The sequence below is a fragment of the Ahrensia sp. 13_GOM-1096m genome (assembly GCF_000620605.1).
Classification (GTDB): Bacteria; Pseudomonadota; Alphaproteobacteria; order Rhizobiales; family Rhizobiaceae; genus Ahrensia; species Ahrensia kielensis.
On record NZ_JIAX01000009.1, the window covers coordinates 263,644 to 282,847 of the forward strand.

Sequence of the window (19,204 nt, forward strand, 5' to 3'; positions counted from 1 at the left end):
GAATTTTAACAATCTTGCGCTAATCATCCACGCTCAAGTCAGCAAGGGATTAAACGCATATGTTCGGCAGTTCAAAATCACGCCTTCCAGCCATTATAACATTTACAGACGGCAAGCAGCTTAAATGTGAAATTACACCGGGCTCAACACCCGGCCTCATGTCTGCCATTAGCGGCGAGAACGTCTTTATGGATCTGTATGTGGAAGGCAAACGTAAGTTTTACTTACGTCAGCATGTGCTTAGCGTTGAAGAAGACAGCGAAGCTGTAGCGCTTAAAGAAAGCAAAGCTTAAATCTCAACGAATTCATCGTGTCCAAGGCGGGGCTATCCCCGCCTTGAAGTTGTTTGAAGGCTGGCTTAGCCAAGCGCCTTATCAATATCTGCAATGATATCGTCAACGCTTTCAATACCAATTGAAAGTCGAACCACATCATTGCCAGCGCCTGCTGCTTCGCGCTGTTCGTCCGTCAACTGGCGGTGCGTTGTTGACGCAGGGTGGATAACAAGCGAGCGTGTGTCGCCAAGGTTAGCAACATGGGAGATTAGTTCCAAGCTTTCCACGAATTTGACGCCTGCATCATAGCCGCCTTTTAGGCCGACAGTGAAAACACCACCTGCCCCGTTTGGCGAATATTTCTTTTGCAATGCGTTGTAAGGATCATCTTCCAAACCGGCATAACGCACCCACGACACTTTATCATGTGATTTCAAGTGTTTTGCGACCGCAAGCGCATTGTCGCAGTGACGCTGCATACGCAAGGACAAGGTTTCTGCACCAGTCAAAATATTGAATGAGTTTTGCGGAGAGATCACGGGACCAAAATCGCGCATACCCAACACGCGGCAAGCGATTGCAAACGCAATATTGCCAAGTGCTTCATGCAACACAACGCCTGCATATTCCGTGCGCGGCTTTGAGAGCATCGGGTATTTGTCTGTTGCAGACCAATCGAATGTGCCGCCATCAATGATGAGACCGCCCATAGAATTGCCGTGCCCACCGATGAATTTAGTCAATGAATGAACAACAATGTCCGCACCATGTTCGAATGGGCGAATAAGATATGGCGTTGCCATTGTGTTATCGACGATCAGCGGAATGCCATGTTTTTTAGCTACTGCTGACACAGCTTCAAGATCGGTGACGATGCCGCCTGGGTTCGCCAAGCTTTCGCAGAAAATAGCTTTCGTATTCTCATCGATCTGGCTTTCAATCGTAGACACATCATCCATATCGGCCCAGCGCACATGCCAATCGAAGTTCTTAAACGCCTGATTAAACTGGTTGATTGAACCGCCATAAAGCCGGTTTGCTGCGATGAAATTATCACCCGCATTCATGATCGTGTGGAAAACCAGCAATTGTGCGGCATGACCAGATGAACATGCAAGAGCGGCTGTACCGCCTTCCAATGCTGCGACTTTTTCTTCGAGCACTGCTGTGGTTGGGTTCATCAACCGTGTGTAGATATTGCCAAATTCCTGCAAACCAAAAAGCTTAGCTGCATGGTCTGTGTCTTTGAAAACATAGGCTGTTGTCTGATAAATTGGCGTAATGCGTGCACCCGTCGTCGGGTCAGGCGATGCGCCAGCATGAATTGCGAGTGTGTCGAAACCGGGTGTGTGAGGCGCCATATTCATCTCCTAAATAAATTTATGTATGCGTTATTGAACAATTGCTCGCCTTTGCAAAGGAAGGATTTTCTAACAAAGCTCGAATGAGCGGGCATATACATGCATTTCAAGCAATTTGCTGAAATTATAATCTGGTTAAAGCCTCAGTCGTGGTATCTCAATGGCAGGGCAGCGGTCTTGCACAACAACCAGCCCCTGCTCCTCAGCAAACAGTGCCGCTTTATCATCGCGCACGCCGAGCTGTGACCAAATGTATTTAGGCTGCGGCGTCAGATCGAGCGCTTCTTCGATCACGCCGAACAAATGCTCCGGCGCGCGGAATACATCGACCATATCAATCGGCTCCGGAATATCGGCAAGGGATGCGTAAGTCATCGCTTTGTTGATGATACGGCCTGAATGACCCGGATTGACGGCAAAGACCGTGTAACCTTTGTCGACTAAATACCCGATCACCCGGTTGCTAGGTCGGTCGCGGTTAGCAGACGCGCCAACGACTGCGATGGTTTTCACTGTGGTCAGCACATCGCGCAAAAACGCATCTTCATAAATATCGTGGTCCAAAAAGTATTACTCCGGCAAAAATTATTCGGGCAACGGCATGTTGCGGTTTTCATCAAGTGGCGCAAATGGATTATGTGCTAATTCCCAAAGATGACCATCGGGATCTGCGAAATAGCCTGAATAGCCACCCCAGAACGTTTTATGAGGCTGTTTGGTCGCCGTAGCGCCGCACTTGATTGCATGCGCAAACGCCTCGTCCACGGCCTGTTCATCATCAAGATTATGGGAGATCGAAACACCGCGATATTGCACGGGCATATCTTCGACACCTGCATCATCAGCCAGAGCCGCTTTACCAAACAGTCCTAAAACCGTACCGCTCGTGATAAAAAAAGTGACGCTGTCTTGGCTGGCTGAAGACTTTTTAAAGCCAAGCTTTTCGTAAAATGTGGTGGAGCGTTCAATGTTCTCAACACCCAGCGTTATCATCGTCAAACGTGGCTCAAATACCATTAACGGTCACTCCACTTTGCTTCACGCTTTTCAATAAAAGCTTCAATGCCCTCGCACGCATCGCCTGCCAGCATGTTTTCCGTCATCACTTTGGATGTGTAATCATAGGCTTCACGAAGCCCCATCTCTGCTTGTGCGTAAAATGCCTGCTTGCCCGTTTTGACGGTCATTTGTGATTTTGAAGCGATCATGGTCGCATATTTTGTAACCACTTGATCCAGATAATCTTCGGGAACAATGCGGTTAATCAAGCCATATTCTTTGGCATCGCCTGCCTCAATCGTCTCGCCAGTCAGCAGCATTTCCATTGCTTGTTTGCGGTGAACATTGCGCGTGAGAGCGACCATTGGCGTTGAGCAGAACAAGCCGATATTAACACCGGGAGTACAAAAGGTTGCCTTGTCGGTCGCGATTGCCAAATCACATGTTGCAACCAGTTGGCAGCCTGCGGCCGTTGCCAAGCCATTAATGACCGCGATTACGGGCTTTGGACATTCATTGACTGCCAACATTAGCTCCGAGCACAGATCAAATGTCTGCGTGAAGAACGCCTGCCCCTTATCTGCATCCGCACGTCTGGCTGTCATTTCTTTTAAATCATGGCCGGCGGAAAACACTTTACCCGCATGACCAATGACAATGACGCGCACGCTATCATCAGAGCCGGCGGCAACAATTGCATCACGCAATGCTGTCATCAACGCAATCGACAATGTGTTCGCTGAACCATTGTTGAGCGTCAAATGCAAAATGGCATCTTTTTGCAGCGATAATAGAATTTTATTTTCCGATTGCGGGACGGCTGACATGGCTTTAGCTTCCAGTTGAATATCGATTTCAAACTACCAGTGTCAGGCTCCAAGTGACAAGGGTGGCCGACGACTTGTTACAATGGATTTGTTCATATGAGCGCTCAACAAAACACAGTCAGCTACGAACGCTATGATTTCTGGAGCGTCTCGACGCTGCACTTATGTGCATTGACCTTTGTTGCGCTGAACGCAGCGCTTGCATGGCTTCGCGGTGAAACGGATTTCATTATCGGCGCGCTCTATCTTCTAACATTCGTACATATGGGATTTTGTATCGCGCGCAATAATTTTAGCGGATCGCGCAAAACGACATGGATATTATTGGTTCTAGCTCTGCTCGTGAGCGAGTCAATAAGGTTCTCAGGCTACCTTATCCCAGCCAGCCAATTAACTTCCGGCATTACCACCGCTCCCACTGTCGGGCCCTATATTGGTAAATTTATACAAAATATGACGCTTATTGGCCTCAATCTTTCTGATCTTGGCGCATTGATTTTCTTATTGATACTTGGGGCGAGCATGACTGCCTATTTCAAAATCAATAGCCATGGCGAAGGCACGCTGGAGCGAATTGTTGTACTGGGCATCCTTTTGATGTTCGCACTGCTTTTAGGAAGCGTTCTTTTTAGCGGAGCCGATACTTCCGCGACAGCTGGGGGAAACGATCCTGCCCTGCCGCAATGGTATCTTTTGCCGTTTTATTCAGCGCTGCGTGCCATTCCCAATGAAGTTGGCGGCATCATCATGCTGTGTATCATGCTCATAATTCCAATTGCCGCTATTTTTATAGGAACCCCAAAAGCAAAAGGACGGCGCCTGTTTATGCGCATACTTATGGGGCTTGCGCTTGCATCTTTTGTTGGTCTTGGTGTCCTTGGCGCGCAATCCGTCAATAACAATATGATGATCGCTTCTCAGGTGCTGATTGCCATTTACTTTTCATATTTCATTATCGGAACGATTTTGACACCGAGACCGGAGAATTAAAATGACTGAATTTAAACCAGTGATGACTGCGTCTGCTATTGAGCATTTTCTTGATACGCAGTTTTCAGAAGTTCATGTCGATGGCCGTGTATTTTCAGTTGTTGATGTTTCTCCAGCAAAAACAACGCTTCGCCTTGACCCAATTGCGCGGCATTTACGTCCCGGCGGCACCGTTTCAGGGCCAACACTTTTCGCGCTGGCAGATGTTTGTGCTTATCTGGTCATTCTTGCTCATATCGGCCCGATGAAGCACACCGTTACGACCAATCTCAATATCAACTTCATGCATAAGCCTAAGCCCGGCCCGCTTAATTGCGTCTCGACCTTGCTAAAACTTGGTAAAAGGCTTGCTGTTGTTAATTGCGATATATTGGATGAAAATAAGACGATTGTGGCCCAAGCAACGGCAACATATTCAATTCCATCGAAATAATTATACGGTAAAATAATACCACACTGTTAAGTCACTGTTTTTGCTTAACATTTACGTTTTGACGTTTTCAATATCACTTGACAGTGCCCCTCACCCTCAGTAAACGCAGCTCTATCGCGCAAAGCTTCTGTTTTGTGCGGTTTATTTTTTGGAATATGCGATCAATTTGCATCCCAAATACAAGCAACAAAAAAAGCCTGAACCGACTGGTGACGGATATCTAAAGGAAACTCTTATGCGCACATTTTCGCAGAAGCCTCACGAGGTGGAGAAAAAGTGGCTGATTATCGACGCTGAAGGTCTCGTCGTTGGTCGTCTTGCCTCTATTATTGCTCACCGTCTTCGCGGCAAGCACAAGCCTACATTTACACCGCATGTTGATGATGGTGACAATATTGTCGTTATCAACGCTGACAAAGTTGTCTTCACAGGCAAAAAACGCAGCGACAAAATTTATTACTGGCACACAGGCCACCCAGGCGGCATCAAGCAGCGCACAGCTGACCAACTTCTTCTTGGTCGCTTCCCAGAGCGCGTTCTTGAAAAAGCTGTTGAGCGTATGATCCCACGTGGTCCGCTTGGTCGTCGTCAGATGAAAAACCTTCGCGTTTACGCTGGCTCTGAGCACCCACACACAGCTCAACAAGCAGAAACGCTTGATGTTGGCGCAATGAACTCCAAGAACAAGAAAGTTGGTTGATCCAAATGGCTGAAATTAATTCACTTGAAGAACTGGGCGCAGCAACTGGCGCTATCTCTGCCGAAGCTGCTGTTGAAGCTGCACCGGTTTACGAGAAAAAAGTTGATGAATATGGCCGTGCCTATGCAACTGGCAAGCGTAAAGACGCTGTCGCACGTGTATGGTTGAAGCCAGGTTCTGGTAAAATCACAATCGTTGGTGAGCCTAAAAAGCGCGATGTTCGCTCTAAAGCCCGCAAAGAGAAGGTCAAAGCAGTTAAGTCACGCGACTTTACTGAATACTTTGCCCGTCCTGTTTTGCAGATGGTTATTAAGCAGCCGCTCATCGCAGCGAACCGCGAAACACAATACGACATCGTAATCAGTGTTGCTGGTGGTGGTCTTTCTGGTCAAGCTGGTGCTGTTCGTCACGGCATTTCAAAGGCTTTGACATATATGGAACCATCATTGCGCGGCGTTCTGAAGCCAGACGGCTTCCTAACACGCGACAGCCGTACAGTTGAACGTAAGAAATACGGTCGCGCAAAAGCCCGTCGTTCTTTCCAGTTCTCAAAACGATAAAAATAAACTGGCATTTATTGTCAGCTGCATTGAGCGGGGCTTTTCAGCCCCGCTTTTTTTGTGCATTTATACCAAATGGATTTTGATAATTATTACGTTGAGAACGAACAAAAGTTTAATGCTCTTGGCGATGCAGTGGAATCGCTAATTCGCAATATTGCTCGGCAGAGAGCAATTGAGTTCGTCTCAATAGAGAACAGAATAAAGACAAGAGATTCTTGCGCCCTAAAAATAAAAACAAAAAGCTATAAAGATCCCGCTCGAGAGATGCAGGATATAGTTGGTGTTAGAATTGTTGTGCACTTTATAGACAATCTGCAAGTTTTTATCGAACTGATTAAAGAAACATTTCAAATCGACGAAAAGAATAGCTACGAGGAGAACGGAGGGCTTGGAACTGACAGAGTCGGCTACCGCTCTAGCCATTTCGTTTGCACTTTTGATCCTAAAAGATGCGAACTCGAAGAATATTCTGGGTTCAGAAAGATACAATTTGAAATACAGATTCGAACCATTCTTCAACATGCATGGGCTGAGTTGGCCCATGATCGAAGCTACAAACTTGATGGCGGGTTACCAAAAAAAATCCGTAGAGAAGTGAATTTATATGCTGGCATGTTGGAAATCGCTGATCGCAATTTCAGTAAAATAATTACAGACATTGAAGAATATAAGAAAAAAATCACCACCCAACCAATACAAAAGCAAGAGATCGATAGCTTTACCCTGAAGAAGTTTTTAAATGAAGCGGCAATAAAATTTAATATCGATTTAGTCGAAGAGGCTGCTAAAGTTGACGAAAAGCTGGCCGAAGAAGTTCGAGATTTCGGCATTAAAGATATTAGCGAACTTGCTAATATTTTTGATGAAATTGCATTGGAAGCTATGTCAGAAGAAACAACAACTAACTACTATGGATTTTTACGAAGTATTTTAACATGGTATGATCTGCCCAGATATATGCAACGCGCACACAATGGGAACTGGAATGTAATTGACAAACGTTATTTGAAAAAACTTGAACTCAAATACCCAGATGCCCTCAAAATATTTAGTGACCATAGTGTAGAATTAGAAGAGGAATTGGAACCGTTTTGGGAGTCGGATATTGAATAGCGGTAAAGCGACTTCTAAATATATGTTTTGAATAAGCTTCTCTCACTTATCTGTAATATATTATCTACCTTCATCTGGTTCATGGCATTTCGAACTCGATCAATTGGGTATTCTTTTAGCGCGTTACTTAATTAGGATTAAAACTATGCCATCGACCAAAATCGACAACGCTTTTACAGCACGTACTCTCAATGCAGCAGCAGAAGACCCAACGCATGCAGGTGCGTTGTCATTCATGCGCCGCAAATATTCCAAATCACTTAGCGGTGTTGATGTCGCGGTGATGGGCGTACCTTTTGATGCTGCGGTCTCTAACCGTCCCGGCGCACGTTTTGGCCCGCAAGCGGTTCGGCGTGCTTCAGCAATTTTTGATAATGATCCGCAATATCCATTTGATGCAGATTTGTTTGAAAATCTGGCTGTTGTTGATCGCGGCGATGTTCTTTTAGATTATGGCAATCACAGCCAGACGCCAAAACGCATTGAAAAAGAAGCGGCAAAAGTTGTTGAATCGGGTGCCAAACTCATCACAATCGGTGGTGATCACTATGTTACGTGGCCAACTTTAAAAGCGCATTTTGCCAAATATGGAAAAATGGCTCTTATTCAGTTTGATGCCCATCAGGACACTTGGTTTGATGATGGCAAACGCATTGACCATGGTTCATTTGTTGGGCGTGCTGTGCGCGACGGAACGATTGATCCTGAACACTCCATTCAGATCGGCATCCGCACCCATGCGCCAGAAGATTGCGGCATTAAAATGCTGTATGGTTATGATGTTGAAGAAATGCGTATCGCCGAGATTGTAAAAGCAATCAAAGAGCGCGTTGGCGACATGCCTTGCTATATCACCTTTGACATTGATTGCCTTGATCCGGCCTATGCACCTGGCACCGGCACGCCCGTTGCGGGTGGTCCATCTACGGCAAAAATGCTTGGTGTATTGCGCGGCCTTGGCTCGCTCAACATTGTTGGCGCGGATATTGTAGAAGTTGCCCCAGCCTATGATCACGCCGATATCACGGCAATCGCGGGCGCTTCTGTTGCTATGTATTATTTGGGCCTGCTTGCTGAACAGAAGAAGAAGTAGTTCACACATTGATTCCGCAAATGCGGCTAAGTTTTTGGAATTAGAATCAAAATGACTAAATCAGTTTTTATTGACGGCGAGCACGGAACCACTGGCTTGCAAATTGCAGAGCGGCTTGCTGCACGCGATGACATCAATCTTTTATCGCTTGCGATGGAAGATCGGCGCGACAATGAAAAGCGAACAACAATGCTGCGCGATGCTGATATTGCGATTCTATGTTTACCAGATGATGCTGCGCGCGAAGCTGTTGCACTGGCTGAAGATTCCGGCACACGGTTTATTGATGCGTCAACTGCGCACCGTATTGCTGATGGCTGGATCTATGGTTTTGCAGAAAGCGAGCCGGGCCAGCGCGAGAAAATCATCCACGCGCAAAATGTCACGAATCCGGGCTGTTATTCAACAGGCGCGATTGCCTTGCTGCGTCCCCTCACCTTAGCGGGTCTATTACCGAGCACCTATCCAGTGACCATAAATGCGGTTTCTGGCTATTCAGGCGGCGGCAAGCAGATGATTGCGCAGATGGAAGACGCCACGCGTGATGACGCAATAGAGGCACCTTATTTTGCCTATGCGCTTAGTTTGAAGCACAAACATGTGCCTGAAATAAAAGTGCGTAGCGATCTTACACTTGATCCAATTTTTACGCCAAATGTTGGCCGTTTTGCTCAAGGCATGCTGGTCAATATTCCGCTGCATGCAGATGCGATGAATGGTGCCTCTCGCGAAACTATTCATCAAGCGCTTGCTGCTCATTATGCAGACCAAGACATCGTTGAGATTGTTCCTAACGCTGTAACTGACGGTTTGGCGCGCATTGATCCAACTGAAATGGCGGGAACCGACCGCATGAAGCTTTATGTTTGCGCGCGTGAAGACGGCAAGCAAATCAACCTTATTGCTTCATTGGACAATTTGGGCAAAGGCGCATCAGGCGCAGCTGTTCAAAACCTTAACTTGATGCTTCAAGCCTAATTTAAGTGAGGCCGTGCGTATGTGCACGGCCATCTTTTAGCGGTAGCGGCCCAACAAGCCCGCGCCAATGCGCAACCGCAAATGCTAGAACTATAAATGCCAAGCCTTGGTGCACGAGTGCCCAATCCAGCTGGACCTCCGTTAGCAGCGTTGCAATACCAACAATCGCCTGACCTATCACTAAGATAAGCAGCATTGTGGCACGCCATGTGTGGGTTGAACCAGCGGCCCAGCGCCAACAAATGATGGTATGCAGCAAAACGGCGGCCAAAACGACATAGGCACCCGTGCGGTGAACGAACTGCACAATTGCCGGATTTTCAACCAGATTATGCCAGCCTAGCGATGCTTCCCACATTACCGATGGGAAAAAACTATTCCCCATCATTGGCCATTCATTAAAGACAAGTCCTGCATCCATGCCGGCAACAAGCGCGCCAAGATAAATCTGAAAGAAGATCAATATGGCTAAAACACCGCCTATGAATGATGAATTGGCGGTTGGTTTGAGATCATTGCGATGCGGGGCAATGCCGCGCGCGACCCACATTATAAGCGCGAGTATCAATGCGGCCATGCAAAGATGGGTTGCCAAACGATAATGGCTCACATCAACCCGCTCGCTCAAACCTGACGACACCATCCACCAGCCGATAAAGCCTTGCAAACCACCCAAGGCAAGCAAGCCCACAAGCGGCTTTTTGATACGGTTGTCTAATCTGCCTGTTACCCAGAAAAAAGCCATGGGCAATGCAAAGACGAGGCCCAAGCTGCGCGCTAAAAAGCGGTGCGCCCACTCCCACCAAAAGATGAATTTGAACTCATCCATCGACATGCCTTTATTGACCAGCTGATATTCAGGAATCTGGCGATATTTTTGCAGCTCCTCTTCCCAAGCAGCATCAGTCAATGGCGGCACGACGCCGTGAATTGGTTTCCACTCTGTGATTGAAAGGCCAGAATCGGTCAGACGCGTCGCACCGCCAACAATAACCAGACACAGCAACATCAACGCTGTGAAATAAAGCCACTGGCGCACCATTTTGCGGTTTTTCAATTCGCGCTGAAGGCTATTTTGTTCTGGCTGTGACATGAGGGTAATTTCCATTCATTATGTAACGCGCTATTTCGCAAAATAGCTGCCTTCATACAAGTGTCGGTTTGTCGCGGACATTTGTTGCCAAACGCCTCGGTTTGATGGCAAAGGTCAAGAAACGAATATTACCAATTGGGACGAATTAATGCCGACACGTCTAAAATCTTTTATCGGGATGCTTCTGCTCGTAACAATGGTGATTGTTTACGCATTGGTTGCCACCACTGTGGCCACATACCGACTGGCCGATAGCGAATGGTATATCCATTTAGCGTTTTTCGGCCTTTCTGGTCTTTTATGGGTGGTCCCTGCGATGTTTGTCATTTCTTGGATGCTTAGACCCAGCAAAAAAGAAATTGAGAGAAACAAACAATAGAATTTGAATAAACCAAGTAACCTTTCAAAAACCATGTTTTGAAAGATTACGGTGGAAACGCGCTAAATCAAGCAGCAAGTTCAAAACGCTAAAACATTTGAAACTTGCACATGCAATCCTTACGCAAACAGGATTGGATATGTCACACATATTAGAAAATACGTCGGCCACAAGTGATCGGAAAACCCGAACACGCGCAGCCTTCTCAGTTCGTGCGATCACGGATAGACAAGAAGCGCTGTCTTATGTCGACCAATTATCTGATGATGTGGTGACAACCGGCTACCAATCAAAAATATTCCTGTCCGCATGGCTTTCTAACGATACAGCCAAACCACTCTTTCTCATTTTCAATAAACATGGCTATGGCGATGTTTTATTACCATTGGAGTTGCAGGCTAAGAAGACGGCAATCTATTGCGGCGAATCTCATGCGAATGGTAATTTTCCCGTCGGAAAGCGCGACGATATTCTCGCCCTTTCAAACATTACGATTTCAGAAATATCGAAAGAATTGCGAAATCTCAATTGTGCGGCGGATGCTCTCTTTCTTGAACGTCAACATGAGCAATGGGATGGCATCAAGAACCCGTTTGTTTTCGAAAGCAGTCAAGCCAGCCCGAATGTAGCGCTATCGCTGAGCCTTGAGGGCGGATTTGAAGGCGTTCAAGAGCGCCACCACGGCAAACGCAAGCGCAAGCGGCAACGCAGCCATATGCGCAAGCTAGAGACGTTCGGCACTGTGCGTTATGTTGAACAAGTGCCTTGCCATGATGTCGAAGCTGTACTCGATGCGTTCTATGAAATGAAAACGGCACGGTTCAAAGAGCTTGGTCTTTATGACGTTTTTGCTGATCCATCTGTTCGCAACATGTTTGGCAAAATGTTTAAAGACAGCTGTGCGCTCGATAAACCGACACACACATTGCAAGCCGTTTATTGTGATGATGAACCTGCGGCTATCATTGGGTGCACACACCATAAAGGACGCCAAACCGTTGAGTTTGGCACTTTTGCAGAAAAGTTCGCAGATTGCGGTCCAGGCGATTTGTTGTTTTTCAATTCAATCGAAACAGCATGTGCAAGAGGCTATGATATTTATGACTTTGGCGTCGGTGATGAGTTTTATAAACGCCGCTGGTGCGAAATCGAAACATGGCACCGCGAAACCCACATTCCAATTAGCGCACAGGGTAAGCTAAAAACCACGCTGCGTATTTTGCGTGGCCGCATTGTCAAAGCCGTTAAGACCAACACATTCGTGTGGGCAAAAGTGAAGACTGCCCGCAAACATGTTGGAAACTTGTTTAGGCGCTGAACATTTGTTCAGCACCTAACTCAAACTTTTAGATTATGCGTGATATCGGTTTGATGTCGGCGGCAATGGCGCATCGACATTGCCTGACGTGACGATCAACACATCCTCATAGCCGCCAGCAACCAGATCTTCTGCAGCAGCAACAACCTGATTTGAATCTGGCTCCACCATCGATATGATAATTTCGCTTTCCGGTGTTGTCAGTCTTTTAAGACCACTTGCATCCGTTGGCCCGCAATCAACCACAACTAGATCGTAAGCAGAGCTCAGCGCATCCATAATCATTGGCAAGCGATCAATCGCACGCATCGCCAAAACAGCGTCTGCATTGCCTGTCGGGATAATATGGGCCCGTGTTGCCGCATCGCAGTGAATAACGTCTGAGTAAGGTGCCTGCGAGGCCAAAAGCTCGGTAATGCCGGGCAATGTAAAGTCTGCGAGCATATGCTGCGAAGATGCAGCAGTGCCCGTTAAATCAACAAGAACGACACGCAATCCCTCATCTGCTAAATGCCGAACAAGGCTTACAGAACACATGCTGCCTGCATCACCTTCTGGCGATACAATAATGGCACGGCCGGCACCCTTTTCGATAAGTTGATTGGCAAGCGAAGCGACTGAGAAATTGTCGTTTGCTATATATTCTGGTTCAGGAACATGTTCCTCGCGTTTTTGATAAACGGCGGCTGCGCTTTTGGGTGCATTGTTTGCAACCGGCATTACGACAGGCATGGCAACGGGCATCGCAACAACATTGTCCTCATCAGGTTTTGCACGGGCCGCAGCAACAGGCACCAAAGCGCGACCAGAAAACAACTCGCTCATTAATGTCACAAGAACCATAATGATGAGCGAGCCAACAAATGTTGCGCCCAAGAGCGGAACCATTTTTGGAAACGCAGCTTCAATCGGCGTTAAAGCCGGAGAAATAATGCGTGCTTTGGCTGGCACATCTTCGCGCTCACCACGCGATTTTGCCTCACGGAAACGCAAGGAATAGCTTTCAAGCAATGCGCGCTGTGATGCTGCTTCACGTTCCAACGCTCTAAGCTCGACTTCCTGTCCGCTCACCTGCGATGTGGCAGCTTTTTGCTCGTTCAGTGCGCTTATGAGATCTTGTTCCCGCTCGCGGTTAATCGAAGCCTCGTTGCGCAATCCTTGCAACACGCGTTCAGCTTGTTCACGCACTTGCTGGTTAAGATCGTTAATTTGAGATCGCAATGCCTTGATACGCGGATGCGCAGGCAGCAGCGTCGTTGATAGATCCGCAATTTGTGCGTTCAAACGAACCTGCTGCTCACTCAATCGCTCAATGAGCGCTGAAGAGATCACATCCGGCAATGTATCAAGAGCAGCGCCGCTTTCCAGTGCGCGCTCAACAGATAGAACCCGCGCTTCAACACTTGAACGTTCGGCGCGAACCCGTGAAAGCTCTGATGCTAATTCGCCAAGTTGCTGGCTCGCAAGTGTGCCGTCGTTTTCACTTTGAAAAAGATCATTTGAAGCGCGGAAGTCTTCCACCCGCGTTTCAGCTTCAAATAGGCTGCGCTGTAGCTGTGCGATTTCAGACGCTAGAAAGTCAGCCGCCTGCCCGCTCGTATCACGTTGAGATTGGCTCTCCAGTGACACATAAGCTTTTGCAATGGCGTTAGGAACGGCTTTGGCAAGTTTGGGGTCTGTCGATTCAAATTCAATAACGACGACACGTGCAGGCTCGGCAGAATAAACTTCCAAGCGCTCACGCATCGCTTTGAGAATACGCTGTTCGCCCGGCAATTCATTTTCTCCTGCCGTCAATTCACGCGGGTCATCGACCAAGCCAAAGGCAATAAGACCTTCTTTAAAAGCGGAAACATTCTGCTCTGAGGAAAACTCGGCCATTTCTCCAAGTTTCAATTCTTTAGCAACTTTGAGCAACAAATCTGATGAGCGAATAATTTCGATCTGACTGGCAATACTTTCAACGTCAATTAAAGGCTGTTCTGCTGGTTGGTTATCTGTCGATGGGCGGGTGTAAACGGATTCATTTAAATCCAGCAATACACGCGTGTCCGCTTTATATTTTGGAGAAACCATACTCAGCAACCCAAAAACAACGGCTGTGAGTATGAGGGCGATGATAATAATACGGAATTTATCGCGCCAAACAGCACCGAACAAACGTCCCATATCAATATCGGCGTCGCGTGACTGGACTTGATCCGACATACTCATAACTCCAACTCAAAATACAAACGACTAAACACTTACCCACCCACCTTCTAAAGCAACATGGTAACCATAGAGTAAACCTGCCCTTAAAGCTTTGTTCGCAAAGGTAACTGAAGGGTTAAGCTTTGGGCGCTGACGGCGGATACGCCAAGGAATTGACCGCTCTTTGACCAGTTTTTTACCAGCCATTAACCTTAACAGCGCGATAAAGGGGCTGAGTTTTATTGCGCAACGTGCGCAGATTCTGACCGGAACGCGTTATGATGAGTATGAAAACAACCACACGAATGATCGCACTAAGCATTGCTTTGGCGAGTTTAAGTGCTTGCACAGGTTACCGCCCTGCACCGCCCGCATTTCACGATATCATCAATCAACCCTATATGTTGGATGCCGGAGATCAGATTCGGGTTACCGTGTTTGGTCAAGACGATCTGACCAATACATATAATGTCGACAAATCAGGCTACATTTCATTCCCACTGGTTGGCGCAATCGCAGCACGCGGACGTACTGTCCAGCAAATCGAAGGCGCAATCGCAGCATCTTTGCGCAATGGTTACTTACGCGATCCTGACGTTTCTGCGGAAGTTGCCGCATACCGCACAATCTTTGTAATGGGTGAAGTTGGCGCTTCGGGCCAATATTCTTATCGGCCGGGCATGACAGTACAAATGGCCGTTGCCGGCGCAGGTGGTTTTTCTTCACGGGCCAATCAGAGCAATGCGGATATTACACGCCAAATCAATGGTAAAGTAATGACCGGACGGGTTCTCATTTCTGATCCCGTTATGCCAGGCGATACTGTCTATGTCCGCGAACGGATTTTCTAGTCCAGTGCATAAACCAGAAACGTTACGCATCGTCCATATATTGCGCGCACCTATGGGCGGTGTGTTGCGCCATGTTCGAGACCTTGCACTTGCGCATGCAAAACTCGGCCATGAGGTTGGTATTATATGTGATGCCAGTGGTCCGGCAGGCTATAATGAAGCATTGCTTGAACAGCTTGAACCTCACCTTTCTTTGGGAATTACGCGCACCGCAATGAGCAGAAGTGTTGGGCCATCTGACATCACTTCTACAATGACAATTCGCAATCTGATTAAATCGCTGCGCCCTGATGTTGTGCATGGGCATGGCGCAAAAGGCGGCGTTTACGCCCGTATTTGCGGCTCGCTAATAAGCACCGATCACGGACGCCCTGCGCGGCTTTATTCGCCCCATGGCGGCAGCCTTCATTTTGATCCTGCCAGTAAAAACGGCAAGATTTATTTCGTTATTGAGAAAATTCTCGAACGCTTAACGGACTGCCTTTGTTTTGTTGCCGACTTTGAGGCCAGCGCCTATCGCAGCAAGGTTGGCACGCCAAAATGTCCGTCACGGGTTATTTACAACGGGCTTGCGGAAGATGAATTCGAACCCATCACCCTTGCCGATGATGCCGCCGACTTTTTGTTTATTGGCGAAATGCGGATGCTCAAGGGACCAGACCTTATGCTGCGTGCGCTTTCCAGATTAAAAGCTGAAGGCGCGCAAAACATCAGCGCTGTTATGGTGGGCGAAGGCCCTGACCGCGAAGAAATTCATACCCTCATAAAAGAACGTGAACTGCAGACCAACGTTACGTTGCGCCCGCCAATGCCTGCTCGAACAGCGTTTTCACTGGCTAAAACCGTGGTTATGCCTTCGCGCGCTGAGGCGATGCCTTATATTATTTTGGAAGCCTTGGCCGCGCAGCGTCCACTGATCGCGACCAATGTTGGCGGCATTCCTGAAATCTTTGGAAAAGCAAAAGACGTGCTCATTGAGCCTGATGTCGATTCTTTGACGGCTCGGATGCGATTTGCATCTGAAAATCCTGATGATTTCATGGCACGAATGCCTGATCATACTGATTTACGAAAAGAATTCTCAATCGACACAATGTCAAACTGGGTACTTGAAGCCTATTACAAAGCAAAGTCTCGACGAAAATAAGTCGAATGGTACAGCTTTTATCAAGCGTTTCTTAGGGTTGCGGCTCTATTGTCGTCACAACCGCCCCGTGGGTATGCAAACAAATGACCAATATTGATCCAAAAGAAAAATACTCTCGTACTGCTGTCGCCAATTATGACGACGGCGAAATGCTTGTCGTAAAACCGGGCAAGTTGAACGATCTTGCAGCGCGTATTGCCGCTGAATACCGTGTGGATACGGTATCGCCTGCGATGTTGACCGGCTTTATGCGGCTGGGTGAAGCGCTTGTACTTTTTGCGATCGGCATTGCGATTATGGTCGTCTATGTCGGCGTGAAATGGACGCCTGTGGCAAACGGATTGGTTTGGCATTACCTCCTATCCTCCGCCATTGGCGCAGTCCTCACCATTGCTTTTTTTCAAGTATTAGACCTTTATCAAACCAGTGCACTTAGGCGCTCTTTCCGCACATTTCCAAAAGTTCTTCTGGCGTGGACATCGACCTTTGCTATCTTATTGATTGGTGCCTTCTTCTTAAAGATTTCAGAAGACTTTTCGCGCGTTTGGCTCGCCTCTTGGTATATTGGCGGCGTCATTTTCCTATTCTTTGAACGTCTCATGCTCAATTTTTGTGTGCGCAGATGGGGCCGCAACGGCATTATGGAGCGCCGCGCGGTCATCGTTGGCGGCGGAAAACCTGCTGAAAAACTGATCCGCTCGATTGAGCAACAAGCCGATAATGACATTCGCATTTGCGGCCTCTTTGATGACCGCGATGACCTACGCTCGCCGCCGATTGTCGCTGGATACCCGAAACTTGGCAATATCGAAGAATTAGTGGAATTTTCACGCCGTGCACGCATTTCTATGCTGATTGTTGCTTTGCCGCTTGATGCAGAAGATCGTGTTTTGGCGATGCTGAAAAAACTGTGGGTACTTCCGGTTGATATCCGCCTATCGGCACACTCAAACAATTTGCGCTTCCGCCCACGCACTTATTCTTATGTCGGCAACATTCCTATGTTCGACATTTTTGACCGCCCTATCCGCGATTGGGATTCTGTCGCAAAGCGTGCCTTTGATATTTTCTTTTCTGTCCTAGGCATCACGCTGCTCTCGCCAATTATGCTGGGTGCCTATCTTGCTGTGAAATTGACCTCAAAGGGACCAGCCATTTTCGTGCAAGAACGCCATGGTTTTAACAATGAGATCATTCGCGTTTACAAGTTCCGTTCGATGTTTGTAGATCAGCAGGACCTAACGGCTAGAAAATCGGTCACGAAAGGCGATCCGCGCGTAACCCCTGTTGGCCGCATTATTCGCAAAACGTCAATTGATGAATTACCGCAGTTTTTCAATGCTTTGCGCGGCGACCTATCGCTTGTTGGGCCACGCCCCCATGCCGTTCACGCGCAAACACGTGAAAAGCTTTATGGTGAAGTGGTTGATGGATATTTCGCGCGCCACCGTGTGAAACCCGGTGTTACTGGCTGGGCTCAGATCAATGGTTGGCGCGGTGAAATCGACCATGATGACAAAATCAAAATGCGCACTGAATGCGATCTCTATTACATAGAAAACTGGTCGCTGATGTTTGATCTACGCATCTTATTCATGACGCCCATCAGCTTGTTCACAAAATCGGATAATGCCTATTGACCGATACCAGCTTACATTACGGTGCCCCAAATGGCCTAACGCTTGCTGAAAAAAATCGCGCTTTGATCGCGATTTTAAGCGGTTTCGCGTTATGGACCGGCGCGTTTTTAAGCGGATTTGTAATCGCTGAACCAGCGCCTTATGAGCTTTTCATGGCTGGCCTGATTGGCGTTTGGGCTTTGCTGGGGCTTAAAATTCCAGCCTCTATTTCACCGCTCGTTGTCTTGATACTTCTGTTCAATGTTGGCGGCATTGTATCATTAATGACGATGGATAATTGGTCGAGCCAAGTTATCTATGTCGCCGTTTCATTTTTCCTCGGGCTGACATCAATCTTCTTTGCCGCCGTCATTGCGGCAAGGCCAAGCCTGCTTAGGGTCATTTTCTCTGGCTATATGGCTGCAGCGCTCATTACAGGCACAATCGGTATTCTTGCCTATTTCGGCGCAATGCCAAGTGCTGACCTCTTCTTGCGCTTTGGGCGCGCGAAAGGCGCCTTTCAGGATCCCAATGTTTTTGCGCCGTTTTTGTGCTTACCAGCGCTCTTCTGCTTGCATCAAATCTTGGTACGCCCCGCGATCAAATCACTGCCATATATGGCGATGCTTCTTGTCATTGCGCTTGGTATATTTCTATCGTTTTCACGCGCAGGCTGGGGGCTTTTTGTTCTTAGTGCACTCCTGCTAACAGCGGCGCTCCTGATATCCAACCCGTCGGGCCGTTTTCGTGTGCGCGTGACACTATTGGCTATAAGTGCGCTAATCGCGGTTAGTGTTGCACTTCTCATAGCGCTACAATTTGAAGCCGTGCGCGATATCTTTTTCACACGCGCTCAATTGGTGCAGGACTATGATGGCGCGCGTCTGGGACGCTTTGCCCGCCACTGGATTGGATATATGATGGCGACGGAGCACCCGTTCGGCATCGGTATTCTTGAGTTCGGTGAGATGTTTGGCGAAGATACACATAATATCTGGCTCAAAGCTCTGTTTGATTATTCATGGCTTGGCTTTTTTGCCTATGTCACGCTTATGGTTTGGACTTTGGGCGCTGGTCTGAAAATTCTCTTTCGTAATCGGCCTTGGCAACCATACTTGCTGTGTACCTATATTATCTTCATCGGCCATATCGTCATTGGCAATGTGATCGACACAGACCATTGGCGGCACTTCTTTTTGCTGCTGGGCATCATATGGGGCTGTATAGCGGCGGAAAATTATCACCAAAATAAGCTTGCTGATTCTCAATAAG

The 19,204-nt window shown here is 47.6% G+C and carries 20 protein-coding genes; 14 read left to right on the top strand and 6 right to left on the bottom strand.

Annotated features, from left to right (window positions below; genetic code table 11):
• Nucleotides 1–59 precede the first annotated feature (59 nt).
• Nucleotides 60–293, top strand: coding sequence for a hypothetical protein (locus N530_RS0105235; RefSeq protein WP_026479835.1), 234 nt, complete (start codon nt 60–62; stop codon nt 291–293).
• 65 nt (nt 294–358) lie between these two features.
• Here N530_RS0105235 and N530_RS0105240 read toward each other — a convergent pair whose 3' ends face one another.
• The 4 genes from N530_RS0105240 to N530_RS0105255 all read right to left on the bottom strand — a co-directional run bounded on the left by N530_RS0105240 (nt 359) and on the right by N530_RS0105255 (nt 3,462).
• Nucleotides 359–1,636, bottom strand: coding sequence for an O-acetylhomoserine aminocarboxypropyltransferase (locus N530_RS0105240; RefSeq protein ID WP_018687603.1), 1,278 nt, complete (start codon nt 1,634–1,636; stop codon nt 359–361).
• Between the two features lie 135 nt (nt 1,637–1,771).
• Entirely contained in the window at nt 1,772–2,200 is a 429-nt protein-coding gene (locus tag N530_RS0105245; protein WP_018687602.1) for a CoA-binding protein, read from the bottom strand.
• Nucleotides 2,201–2,221: 21 nt separating this feature from the next.
• Nucleotides 2,222–2,653, bottom strand: coding sequence for a VOC family protein (locus N530_RS0105250; protein WP_026479836.1), 432 nt, complete (start codon nt 2,651–2,653; stop codon nt 2,222–2,224).
• Nucleotides 2,653–3,462 (bottom strand): enoyl-CoA hydratase, encoded by an 810-nt coding sequence (locus tag N530_RS0105255; protein ID WP_026479837.1) that lies wholly within the window; start codon nt 3,460–3,462, stop codon nt 2,653–2,655. Before N530_RS0105255 ends, N530_RS0105250 begins: the two co-directional genes overlap by 1 nt.
• Before the next feature lie 96 nt (nt 3,463–3,558).
• On the opposite strand from N530_RS0105255, the gene N530_RS0105260 reads away from it, so the two are divergent.
• The 7 genes from N530_RS0105260 (at nt 3,559) to argC (ending at nt 9,332) form a co-directional block, all read left to right on the top strand.
• Complete coding sequence (locus N530_RS0105260; RefSeq protein WP_026479838.1) at nt 3,559–4,452, top strand: hypothetical protein; 894 nt, start codon at nt 3,559–3,561, stop codon at nt 4,450–4,452.
• A gap of 1 nt (nt 4,453) precedes the next feature.
• A complete protein-coding gene (locus tag N530_RS0105265) occupies nt 4,454–4,885 on the top strand; it encodes a PaaI family thioesterase (RefSeq protein WP_026479839.1) in 432 nt (143 codons plus the stop codon).
• A gap of 235 nt (nt 4,886–5,120) precedes the next feature.
• Complete coding sequence (gene rplM, locus N530_RS0105270; RefSeq protein WP_026317143.1) at nt 5,121–5,585, top strand: 50S ribosomal protein L13; 465 nt, start codon at nt 5,121–5,123, stop codon at nt 5,583–5,585.
• 5 nt (nt 5,586–5,590) lie between these two features.
• Nucleotides 5,591–6,145: a 30S ribosomal protein S9 gene (rpsI, locus tag N530_RS0105275; protein ID WP_018687596.1), complete on the top strand. Its 555-nt coding sequence runs from the start codon at nt 5,591–5,593 to the stop codon at nt 6,143–6,145.
• Between the two features lie 75 nt (nt 6,146–6,220).
• Nucleotides 6,221–7,261: a GTP pyrophosphokinase family protein gene (locus N530_RS0105280; protein WP_026479840.1), complete on the top strand. Its 1,041-nt coding sequence runs from the start codon at nt 6,221–6,223 to the stop codon at nt 7,259–7,261.
• Nucleotides 7,262–7,406: 145 nt separating this feature from the next.
• Entirely contained in the window at nt 7,407–8,354 is a 948-nt protein-coding gene (gene speB / locus N530_RS0105285) for an agmatinase (protein WP_026479841.1), read from the top strand.
• A 51-nt stretch (nt 8,355–8,405) separates the two neighbouring features.
• Nucleotides 8,406–9,332: an N-acetyl-gamma-glutamyl-phosphate reductase gene (gene argC, locus N530_RS0105290; RefSeq protein WP_026479842.1), complete on the top strand. Its 927-nt coding sequence runs from the start codon at nt 8,406–8,408 to the stop codon at nt 9,330–9,332.
• 1 nt (nt 9,333) lies between these two features.
• Here the strand turns inward: argC and N530_RS0105295 are convergent, their stop codons facing one another.
• Nucleotides 9,334–10,425, bottom strand: coding sequence for a COX15/CtaA family protein (locus N530_RS0105295; protein WP_026479843.1), 1,092 nt, complete (start codon nt 10,423–10,425; stop codon nt 9,334–9,336).
• Nucleotides 10,426–10,573: 148 nt separating this feature from the next.
• Between N530_RS0105295 and N530_RS0105300 the strand changes: the two genes are divergently transcribed.
• Complete coding sequence (locus N530_RS0105300; protein ID WP_026479844.1) at nt 10,574–10,804, top strand: DUF2842 domain-containing protein; 231 nt, start codon at nt 10,574–10,576, stop codon at nt 10,802–10,804.
• Nucleotides 10,805–10,943: 139 nt separating this feature from the next.
• On the top strand, nt 10,944–12,122 hold the full coding sequence (locus N530_RS17465; RefSeq protein ID WP_155851923.1) for a GNAT family N-acetyltransferase: 1,179 nt from the start codon (nt 10,944–10,946) through the stop codon (nt 12,120–12,122).
• 33 nt (nt 12,123–12,155) lie between these two features.
• Here the strand turns inward: N530_RS17465 and N530_RS0105310 are convergent, their stop codons facing one another.
• The gene (locus tag N530_RS0105310; protein ID WP_026479845.1) at nt 12,156–14,330 is read right to left on the bottom strand and encodes a GumC family protein; all 2,175 of its coding nucleotides are present in this window, start codon (nt 14,328–14,330) and stop codon (nt 12,156–12,158) included.
• A gap of 272 nt (nt 14,331–14,602) precedes the next feature.
• On the opposite strand from N530_RS0105310, the gene N530_RS0105315 reads away from it, so the two are divergent.
• The 4 genes from N530_RS0105315 (at nt 14,603) to N530_RS0105330 (ending at nt 19,203) form a co-directional block, all read left to right on the top strand.
• Complete coding sequence (locus N530_RS0105315; protein WP_026317141.1) at nt 14,603–15,166, top strand: polysaccharide biosynthesis/export family protein; 564 nt, start codon at nt 14,603–14,605, stop codon at nt 15,164–15,166.
• Complete coding sequence (locus tag N530_RS0105320) at nt 15,144–16,313, top strand: glycosyltransferase (RefSeq protein ID WP_051540772.1); 1,170 nt, start codon at nt 15,144–15,146, stop codon at nt 16,311–16,313. The genes N530_RS0105315 and N530_RS0105320 overlap by 23 nt, the downstream gene beginning before the upstream one ends.
• Nucleotides 16,314–16,396: 83 nt before the next feature.
• Nucleotides 16,397–17,953 carry an undecaprenyl-phosphate glucose phosphotransferase gene (locus N530_RS0105325; RefSeq protein WP_026479847.1) on the top strand — a complete coding sequence of 519 codons (1,557 nt, stop codon included), beginning with the start codon at nt 16,397–16,399 and terminating at the stop codon, nt 17,951–17,953.
• Entirely contained in the window at nt 17,950–19,203 is a 1,254-nt protein-coding gene (locus N530_RS0105330; RefSeq protein ID WP_026479848.1) for an O-antigen ligase, read from the top strand. Before N530_RS0105325 ends, N530_RS0105330 begins: the two co-directional genes overlap by 4 nt.
• Nucleotide 19,204: the final 1 nt, after the last annotated feature.

What these genes read in the sequence shown, in the direction of transcription:
- rplM (WP_026317143.1), top strand. Translation starts at nt 5,121, where the DNA reads ATGCGCACATTTTCGCAGAAGCCTCACGAGGTGGAGAAAAAGTGGCTG.
- N530_RS0105310 (WP_026479845.1), bottom strand. Translation starts at nt 14,330, where the DNA reads ATGTCGGATCAAGTCCAGTCACGCGACGCCGATATTGATATGGGACGT.
- speB (WP_026479841.1), top strand. Translation starts at nt 7,407, where the DNA reads ATGCCATCGACCAAAATCGACAACGCTTTTACAGCACGTACTCTCAAT.
- rpsI (WP_018687596.1), top strand. Translation starts at nt 5,591, where the DNA reads ATGGCTGAAATTAATTCACTTGAAGAACTGGGCGCAGCAACTGGCGCT.
- N530_RS0105235 (WP_026479835.1), top strand. Translation starts at nt 60, where the DNA reads ATGTTCGGCAGTTCAAAATCACGCCTTCCAGCCATTATAACATTTACA.
- N530_RS0105255 (WP_026479837.1), bottom strand. Translation starts at nt 3,462, where the DNA reads ATGTCAGCCGTCCCGCAATCGGAAAATAAAATTCTATTATCGCTGCAA.
- N530_RS0105295 (WP_026479843.1), bottom strand. Translation starts at nt 10,425, where the DNA reads ATGTCACAGCCAGAACAAAATAGCCTTCAGCGCGAATTGAAAAACCGC.
- N530_RS0105280 (WP_026479840.1), top strand. Translation starts at nt 6,221, where the DNA reads ATGGATTTTGATAATTATTACGTTGAGAACGAACAAAAGTTTAATGCT.
- N530_RS0105250 (WP_026479836.1), bottom strand. Translation starts at nt 2,653, where the DNA reads ATGGTATTTGAGCCACGTTTGACGATGATAACGCTGGGTGTTGAGAAC.
- N530_RS0105325 (WP_026479847.1), top strand. Translation starts at nt 16,397, where the DNA reads ATGACCAATATTGATCCAAAAGAAAAATACTCTCGTACTGCTGTCGCC.
- N530_RS0105300 (WP_026479844.1), top strand. Translation starts at nt 10,574, where the DNA reads ATGCCGACACGTCTAAAATCTTTTATCGGGATGCTTCTGCTCGTAACA.
- N530_RS0105260 (WP_026479838.1), top strand. Translation starts at nt 3,559, where the DNA reads ATGAGCGCTCAACAAAACACAGTCAGCTACGAACGCTATGATTTCTGG.
- N530_RS17465 (WP_155851923.1), top strand. Translation starts at nt 10,944, where the DNA reads ATGTCACACATATTAGAAAATACGTCGGCCACAAGTGATCGGAAAACC.
- N530_RS0105315 (WP_026317141.1), top strand. Translation starts at nt 14,603, where the DNA reads ATGAAAACAACCACACGAATGATCGCACTAAGCATTGCTTTGGCGAGT.
- N530_RS0105240 (WP_018687603.1), bottom strand. Translation starts at nt 1,636, where the DNA reads ATGGCGCCTCACACACCCGGTTTCGACACACTCGCAATTCATGCTGGC.
- N530_RS0105320 (WP_051540772.1), top strand. Translation starts at nt 15,144, where the DNA reads ATGTCCGCGAACGGATTTTCTAGTCCAGTGCATAAACCAGAAACGTTA.
- N530_RS0105265 (WP_026479839.1), top strand. Translation starts at nt 4,454, where the DNA reads ATGACTGAATTTAAACCAGTGATGACTGCGTCTGCTATTGAGCATTTT.
- argC (WP_026479842.1), top strand. Translation starts at nt 8,406, where the DNA reads ATGACTAAATCAGTTTTTATTGACGGCGAGCACGGAACCACTGGCTTG.